The 8,286-nt window shown below is 48.6% G+C and carries 7 protein-coding genes and 1 pseudogene; 3 read left to right on the top strand and 5 right to left on the bottom strand.

From position 1 onward, the window contains the following. Positions 1 to 210, bottom strand: a pseudogene (locus VIM87_RS07555) (fumarylacetoacetate hydrolase family protein); the annotation flags it as partial. Positions 211 to 272: 62 nt separating this feature from the next. On the opposite strand from VIM87_RS07555, the gene VIM87_RS07550 reads away from it, so the two are divergent. The 3 genes from VIM87_RS07550 to VIM87_RS07540 all read left to right on the top strand — a co-directional run bounded on the left by VIM87_RS07550 (position 273) and on the right by VIM87_RS07540 (position 4,849). Then, positions 273 to 1,514: a serine hydrolase gene (locus tag VIM87_RS07550; RefSeq protein ID WP_331996392.1), complete on the top strand. Its 1,242-nt coding sequence runs from the start codon at positions 273 to 275 to the stop codon at positions 1,512 to 1,514. An 87-nt stretch (positions 1,515 to 1,601) separates the two neighbouring features. Next, on the top strand, positions 1,602 to 4,085 hold the full coding sequence (locus VIM87_RS07545; RefSeq protein WP_331996391.1) for a glycoside hydrolase family 9 protein: 2,484 nt from the start codon (positions 1,602 to 1,604) through the stop codon (positions 4,083 to 4,085). A 101-nt stretch (positions 4,086 to 4,186) separates the two neighbouring features. Continuing rightward, positions 4,187 to 4,849 carry a sterol desaturase family protein gene (locus VIM87_RS07540; RefSeq protein ID WP_331996390.1) on the top strand — a complete coding sequence of 221 codons (663 nt, stop codon included), beginning with the start codon at positions 4,187 to 4,189 and terminating at the stop codon, positions 4,847 to 4,849. Positions 4,850 to 4,862: 13 nt separating this feature from the next. Here the strand turns inward: VIM87_RS07540 and VIM87_RS07535 are convergent, their stop codons facing one another. From VIM87_RS07535 to VIM87_RS07520, 4 genes are all read right to left on the bottom strand, one after another. Next, positions 4,863 to 5,201 (bottom strand): hypothetical protein, encoded by a 339-nt coding sequence (locus tag VIM87_RS07535; RefSeq protein ID WP_331996389.1) that lies wholly within the window; start codon positions 5,199 to 5,201, stop codon positions 4,863 to 4,865. Between the two features lie 31 nt (positions 5,202 to 5,232). Further along, positions 5,233 to 6,177, bottom strand: a complete 945-nt coding sequence (locus tag VIM87_RS07530) for a DUF6263 family protein (RefSeq protein ID WP_331996388.1) — start codon at positions 6,175 to 6,177, stop codon at positions 5,233 to 5,235. Between the two features lie 63 nt (positions 6,178 to 6,240). After that, on the bottom strand, positions 6,241 to 7,014 hold the full coding sequence (locus tag VIM87_RS07525; RefSeq protein WP_331996387.1) for a TIGR02757 family protein: 774 nt from the start codon (positions 7,012 to 7,014) through the stop codon (positions 6,241 to 6,243). A gap of 25 nt (positions 7,015 to 7,039) precedes the next feature. Beyond that, a complete protein-coding gene (locus VIM87_RS07520; RefSeq protein ID WP_331996386.1) occupies positions 7,040 to 8,179 on the bottom strand; it encodes a cystathionine gamma-synthase in 1,140 nt (379 codons plus the stop codon). Positions 8,180 to 8,286: the final 107 nt, after the last annotated feature.

Here is an 8,286-nt window from a genome sequence, read left to right as displayed (position 1 = left end):
GGGTATACCTATGGCGCTGCTTTTATTTTGCCCGCTTTTCAGCTGTGCATCAGCATGCATGGCAAGGTCTATTACCTCTTCCCACATTAGCAGGAACATTTGCATGTTGTTGGGCAGGTCGGGGTGCAGGTCCTGGGTGTTATACAATAATCCGTTAACCAATATAGCCAGTTGGTCGGCTTCATCCCTTAAGTAAGTAACAAGCTTCATCAAGATAAATTTTTGTTTTGGCAGTATGTCAGCCAAATATATTATTTTTTATTTTTGAACATATGACGCGTATTTCGCTCACCCTTATTGCCACGTTTTTATTGCTGTCAGCCTGGGCACAACCAAAATCAGATAGTTTGCTGGAAGCGCTTATACGCCGGCATGCTTCGCCAATGCTGCAGCACATCCTGCAATACCCGGACTCTTTCCGTTACCAGCTGATCTACACCCAGATTGACCGTGACCGGCATAACCGGCCGCATTTTAAGCATTATTATTTCAATGTAAGCGCAGATAATTATTTTAACCCGGCATCTACCGTAAAGTTACCCATTGCCCTGCTATCCCTGGAAAAATTGCATGCCCTGCATAAACGGGGGCTGAACATGTATACCACCATGCTTACGGACAGCAGCTACCCCGGGCAGGTAAAGGTGTATGCCGATGCTACGGCGCAGAACGGGCTGCCCTCCATTGCCCATTATATAAAAAAGATCTTCCTGGTAAGTGATAATAATGCCTATAACCGCTTGTACGAGTTTGTAGGCCAGCAAACCATTCATGAGAACCTGTGGGCCAAAGGTTACCCGGAGGTACGCATTGTGCGCCGTTTTATGCCGCTGGATGAGGAAGGTAACCGCCACACCAACGCCATTCGTTTTGTAAAGGATAATAAGCTGGTGTATGCACAACCGGCCGCGTATTGTGCCCTGCCCTTTGATTTCAGCAAAACCATCTTACTGGGTAATGCACATATGGACCGCAAGGACAGCCTTATTCACGCGCCTTTTAATTTTACCAAGCAAAATAACTTTCCGCTGGAAGATATACAGCATATGATGCAATCGGTACTATTCCCGGAATCGGTACCCAAAGCGCAGCGGTTTAAGCTCACCAAAAAAGATTATCATTTCCTGTATCATTATATGTCGGCCCTGCCCCGGGAGTCTGACTTTCCGAAATATGATACCCTGGAATACTTTGACAGCTTTACCAAGTTCTTTATGTTCAAAGCCAACCAGGGAAAAATACCGCCTAACATCCGCGTGTTCAATAAAACCGGCTGGGCATTCGGCTTTTTAACAGATGCAGCCTATATTGTGGACTTTAAGAACCAGGTAGAGTTCATGCTCACCGGCACCGTGTATGTGAACCGGGATGGTATATTGAATGACGACCGGTATGAGTATGAAACAGAAGGATATCCTTTCTTTAAAGAGATCGGGAACATAGTTTATAAATATGAGCTGGAACGGAAACGCGCTTACATCCCCGATCTGAAAAAATTTGCAAACGTCCGGTAACATTAGCCGGGAACTATATTACGGATACTGATAGCGAATGCGGCGCTGCGCCGCCATGTGCATCCATTGTACATCATTGATCATAACATGCGTTTAGCTTACTTATTTTTTTTGCTGCTGCCTTTTACGGTAACGGGGAAAGACAGCACGACCGCCTGGATAAGGATTAACCAGCTGGGCTATACGCCGCTGGGTAGTAAAGTAGCCGTGTGGTGCACCAAAGCGCCCGCGCAGGCCAATGTATTTACCTTACATGATGCCGCTACCAACCGGCTGGTCTGGAAAGGCAGCAGCAGCGCAGATTTTGGCGCGTACGGCCCGTTCACACATACACGGCGGCTGAACTTCACTGCGTTTAAACAACCCGGTACTTATTACCTGGCATGCGGTGAAACCCGCTCTCCCGTTTTCCGTATAGGCCCCGACGTGTATAACGGCACTGCCGATTTTTGTTTGCAATATATGCGGCAGCAGCGCAGCGGCTACAACCCTTACCTTAAAGATTCCTGCCATACACATGATGGGTTTACGGTGTACGGTCCTATGCCGGATGGTACGCACATTGATGCAGCCGGTGGCTGGCATGATGCCAGTGATTACCTGCAATACGTAACCACATCGGCCAACGCCACCTATCACCTGCTGGCTGCCTGGCGCGATTTTAAACCCGTGTTTGGCGATACCTGCGCGGCCAATGGCGCCGCGGGCAGCAATGGCGTAGCGGATGTGCTGGATGAGGCCCGCTGGGGCCTGGACTGGCTGTTAAAAATGCACCCGGCAGATGACCAGCTGTTTAACCAGATAGCCGACGACCGTGACCACCGCGGTATGCGCCTGCCCACACAGGATACTGCCGGTTACGGGCAGGGGCTGGAACGCCCGGTATATTTTTGTACCGGCCAGCCGCAGGGGCTTAAACAATACAAGAACCGCAGCACCGGCCTGGCTTCTACAGCCGGTAAATTTGCCAGCGCCTTTGCATTGGGCGCAATGGTATACCAGGGAACCGATAGCGTGTATACGGCCCTGTTACAGCACAAAGCCACCACCGCCTATGCGCTGGGCGCGGCCCACCCCGGCGTATGCCAAACAGCGCCCTGCGGCGCACCTTATTTTTATGAGGAAGATAACTGGATGGATGATATGGAGCTGGGCGCTGCCATGCTGGCTAAGCTTTCACACCGGCAGGGGCTCATAAAACAGGCGCTGGCATGGGCCAAAGAACAGCCGCTTACCCCCTGGATGGGTGCTGATACGGCGCGGCATTACCAATGGTACCCCTTTCACAACTTCGGACATTATGAGCTGGCCACGCAAAACCCTGCATTGCAAAAAACTGCTATGGGCTATTACCGGCAGGGCATTCAGGCAGTATGGGCCAAAGCGCAGCATAATGCTTTTTACCGCGGTATTCCTTTTATCTGGTGTTCCAATAACCTCACCGTTAGCTTTGCTATACAATGTAACCGCTACCGGCAGCTCACAAAAGATACCCGTTACCAGCAGCTGGAGCAGGCCTGTATTGACTGGCTGTTTGGCTGCAATCCCTGGGGTACTGCCATGGTAGCAGGCCTGCCTGTAAATGGCGATTACCCTGAAGACCCGCATAGTTCTTTTAGTCACCTGTATCACTACCCGGTAAGCGGCGGTTTGGTAGATGGGCCGGTGTATGGCAGTATTTATAAGAACCTGATAGGCATACAGCTGCATAACGGTGATGAATATGCGCCTTTTCAGTCGGACCTGGCCGTGTATCATGATGACTTTGGCGATTACTCCACCAACGAGCCTACTATGGATGGTACGGCCAGCCTGGTATACCTGCTGGCAGCACAGCAGTTTGAAGCATCACAACAGCAGCCCCGGGCTGTTACGTATAGCCATGGCGCCATTATTCGGGGAGATAGTACCCAACGGAAAGTTGCCCTGGTGTTTAGTGCCGATGAGTTTGCGGATGGCGGACCCGTGATCACAAAAATTTTACAGGAACATAACATACCCGCGTCGTTCTTTTTTACCGGGCGCTTTTACCGCAATCCTGCACATGCTGCGCTTATACAGCAGCTAAAGCACAAGGGCTATTATTTAGGCCCGCACTCCGATCAGCACTTGTTATACTGCGACTGGAACAAAAGGGATAGTTTGCTTGTTAATCAAAAACAGTTTAATGCAGACCTGCTGCAATGTTATCAAGCTATGGCCAAACAGGGCATTCAGAAAAAAAATGCAGCCTGGTTTTTACCGCCATATGAATGGTATAATGATACAATAGCGTCCTGGGCACAACTTTTGCAGGTGCAATTAGTGAATTATACACCGGGTACATTAAGCCATGCAGATTATACCTGGCCCCAACTGGGAAAGCAATACCGGAGCTGCGCCACCATCCTGCAATCTATTAAAGATTATGAACAGCAACACCCCGCAGGATTGAATGGTTTTCTGTTATTGATGCATGCAGGCACAGATCCCCGGCGTACAGAAAAGTGTTGGGATGAGCTGGATCATTTGCTGAGCTATTTACAGCAAAAAAATTATAAAATGGTTACAGTACCCACCTTGTTACAATAGTAGTATGTACATGATAAGGTGTTATATATGAACATTCTACGTAAGCCAACGGACATTGTTTATTTACATTTTGACGTAATTTTGCATAAAACCCAGGGTCTATGAAGTTCGAAAAGATAAAGAATAAAGGACAGGCCAGATTGTTTGAGAGTAAGTACCTGGAGATGCTCACCAAAACGCATCCGTTAATTATCTGGGGCATGTACATTCCCATTATTGGTTACATGCTTTATTACAGCAACCAGGCATTAGATTTTAGCATAGGCAGGATAGTGCTGGTTTTTTTAGGCGCTATGTTCTTCTGGTCTTTTTTTGAATACATCATGCACCGGTTTATGTTCCACTTTGCCAGTGATAATCCCAGAGTACGGCGGGTGGTATATGTAATGCATGGTAACCATCATGAATACCCGCGTGACAAACAACGTTTGTTCATGCCCCCGGTCCCCAGCTTAATATTATCTTCCGTTATTTTTGCCATACAGTATTTTTTCCTGCGGGAGTACACGTTTATGTTCTTCCCGGGTTTTATACTGGGCTACCTGGTCTACGGCAGCATGCACTACGCTATTCATGCATGGAACCCGCCTTTTAAGTTCATGAAACCCGTATGGCGTAACCATCACCTGCATCATTACAAAAGCGATGATAAAGGCTTTGGTGTAAGCACTTCTATATGGGACAAGATCTTCAGCACCAGCTTTGATCTTAAAACAGAGAAAGAAGATAAAGTAAAAGTGAGGGAGCTGATATTTGATAAATAGGAATTACGAATTACTACCACCGTTCCTCCTCATTCTCCGGAGGATCGGTCTTATACATTTCCCGGCTTTTAATTTTTTGCAGCTGCCGCTCTATTAACAGGGCGGCAATTTTGTGATAGGCTCCTGCGCCGGCATCAGTATCCAGTATAATACGGATCTGGTTTTCCGGTACATCAATACGGTACAGTAAAAAAACAAAATGCTCAAAGTGGTGGCTTATGAGCGTTTCCACCCGTTGGGCCAGCAGCTCCTCCAGCTGTTCGTAACTAACGGTGTCCGGCAAACGAAGTTCCATCGTATCGTCCAGCTCCCGGGCAGTGGCCTGCAGGTATGGTTCAGGAACAGGCGTCATGGCAGTAGGTATGATGGTTTATAAAACAGGCTTATTTCATCTGTTTGATCTTGTAAGATGCGTTGGTGATCACCTTTACCGGTACTTTAAGATCGTTCTTCAGGCGCTTGGCCTTGTTGGCTTTATAAGTGTAGTTACCGTTCATTTCCGTATTCTGTACGCAAATGCTGGGCATACCGGTGCTTTGATCTATCAGGTAATTGCTTTGCATGGTGCCTTCAATTTCAGCGGTGGCCAGGATCCCGTCTTCAATGGTGAATTGTTCCAGCTTATTGGTTTTTAATTTGCCGGTGGCATTGATCTTGGCGGTTTGGCTGTCCCAGGTTTGCAGGTTCCAGTACAGGTCCATACGGCCTATCAGGCCGGTGCGCAAAGGCACGCTTTCTTCCCACTGGGTGCCGGTTTTAATGCCATGTGCAGGGTAAATTACCAGCAGCTGCTCCAGCCAGGAGCGGAAGGCGTTGGTGCCAAACTGGTCTTTCATCAGCTTTTTATAGGCATCCTGCTCATCTTTCTTTAAACTGGTGAAGGCTGCAGAAGCGCTGTCCAGCAGGTTATCCAGCCCGTTCACGCTGTTAATGTTGCCGGTGGTTTGGATCTCTACCGTAAAAGGATGGTCCAGTATATTACTCAGCGCGCCCTGGAAAGGTTCTTTATCATTGGGCGTTTTGGCATCTACAAAAATATTCTGGTTCCTGCTGTTGAAGTTAAATTTCAGATCCTTGTAGCGGAAGGTTAATAAGGTACGGCCGGGGTTTAGCTCTGTTACTTCTATGGCAATGGTGTTGTTAAAATCACGGGTTACACGTTGTACCACATCATTTACTGTGGTATAGGTTTCACTGCGGCTTTCCTGTTTCAGCTCAAACTGCTGGCCTTTCTGGAATTTATAATTCAGCTCTGTGTAGCTCTCCTGTGCGGCGGCCGGTAACACATATACTGCTGCCATCGTGATCAAACCTAAAATCCTTTTCATCTGCAAATATTATTTAGAATAGCCACAAAAGCAATGCAGCTCCTTTATTTAACGTTGCGCCGCTTAAACATATTTTTCTATCACCCCCAGGCCAAATAATGCAAAATCATATTTTGCCGGATCTTCCGGGTCCATGGCCCGCAGCCGGGCGGTAAGCTCCAGCGCGGTTTTCCAGGTGGCCTTGGCTTCGCTGATCAGTCCCAGGCGGGCGGCTACCCGGGCTACATGCACATCTACCGGGCATACCAGCTGGCTGGGTTTTATGTGTTTCCATAAACCAAAATCCACGCCATTTTTATCCTGCCGCACCATCCACCGCAGGTACATGTTCAGCCGTTTGCAGGCCGAATTTTTTTCAGGGGTGGAGATGTGTTTGCCCGTACGCTCGGGGTGCTCCAGCGCAAAAAAGATGCGCCGGAAGCCTATCAGCGCTTTTTCCACCGTTTCATCCTCGGGGGTAATATGCCCGCTAAAGGCAAATTCCAGGGAAGTTACGTTGGTGTAATAATGCTGCAGGAACTCTACAAAATACAGCAGGTCCAGGCCATTAAAGGTCCGGTGGCAAAACTGCATCAGCTGCAGCCGTTCCTGGGGTTTATGATGCAATAGGTAGTCGTACGGCGCATTATCCATTAATGCCAGTAGCTCCGTGCATTTGCTGATAATAGTGGTGCGGTTGCCCCAGGCCAGTACCGCAGCAAACAACCCGGCAATCTCAATATCCTGCAGCTTGCTGAACCGGTGCGGAATGCACACCGGATCATTCGCAATAAAGTCAGGATGATCATAGTATGCCGCTTTGGCATCGAGGTAACTCTTCAATTCACGGACATTCATAGCATAGCATCGGTTATAGGAAAAATCAGGCGATGGCTTTATCCAGATCTGCCAGCAGATCATCTGCATCTTCAATACCTACACTTAACCGTATCAGTGAATCCACCAGCCCATTCTTCATGCGCTCTTCCCGGGGAATGGAGGCATGCGTCATGGTGGCCGGGTGCCCGATCAGCGATTCCACCCCGCCCAGCGATTCTGCCAGGGAAAACAGGTGGGTGCTGCTCAGCACCTTCAGCGCTGCATCCATACTGTCGTTCTTTAAGGTGAACGACATCATGCCGCCAAAACCACGCATTTGCTTTTTGGCAATGTCATGGTTCGGATGATCTTCAAAACCACACCAGAACACTTTTCCTACTTTGGGATGTTCCCGCAGGAAACGGGCTACAGTAGCGCCATTTTCGCAGTGGCGCTGCATGCGTACATGCAGGGTTTTAAGACCGCGCAGCACCAGGAAACAGTCTTGCGGGCCAGGTACAGCGCCGCAGCTGTTCTGTAAAAAATACAGCTGTTGCGCCAGCGCTTCGTCTTTCACAATTACGGCTCCGTGCACCACATCGCTATGGCCGCCCAGGTATTTGGTAGCAGAATGCACTACTATATGGGCGCCCAGGTCCAACGGGTTCTGGAGGTAAGGAGATGCAAAGGTATTATCCACACTCAGCAACAATTGATGCTCCTGCGCTATCTGTGCGCAGGCAGCTATATCAATAATGTTCATGAGCGGGTTCGTAGGTGTTTCTATCCATATCATTTTCGTTTGCGCGTTCAGGTAGTTGCGGATGTTCTGTGCATCCTGCATACCAATGAAATGGAACTTTATGCCATAACGTGCAAACACTTTGGTAAAAATGCGGTAGGTACCGCCGTAAAGGTCACTGGAAACGATCACTTCATCACCGGGGTTCAGCAGCTTGATCACCGCATCTGTAGCGGCCAGCCCGCTGCCAAAGCTAATGCCATGCGTACCATTTTCAATAGCTGCCAGGGCATTCTGCAGCGCATCGCGGGTGGGGTTTTGCGTACGGGCATACTCATAGCCTTTATGATGGCCGGGTGCGCTTTGTACGTAGGTGGAGGTTTGGAAAATAGGGGTCATTATTGCCCCGGTAGAGGGGTCTGGTGCTACACCGGCATGTATGAGCTTTGTTCCCAGCTTCATGTCTTCAATTATTTTATAATAAGTTATTTATTTACATAAGATATTCCCAAAGGTACTAAAATAGCGTAGATTATAAGATTATCAAGGGTTTTTACGCGGTAACGGCT

The sequence above is a fragment of the Chitinophaga sp. genome, assembly GCF_036569125.1.
In the GTDB taxonomy this organism is placed as follows: Bacteria; Bacteroidota; Bacteroidia; order Chitinophagales; family Chitinophagaceae; genus Chitinophaga.
This window is presented reverse-complemented; position numbering and strand designations above follow the sequence as displayed.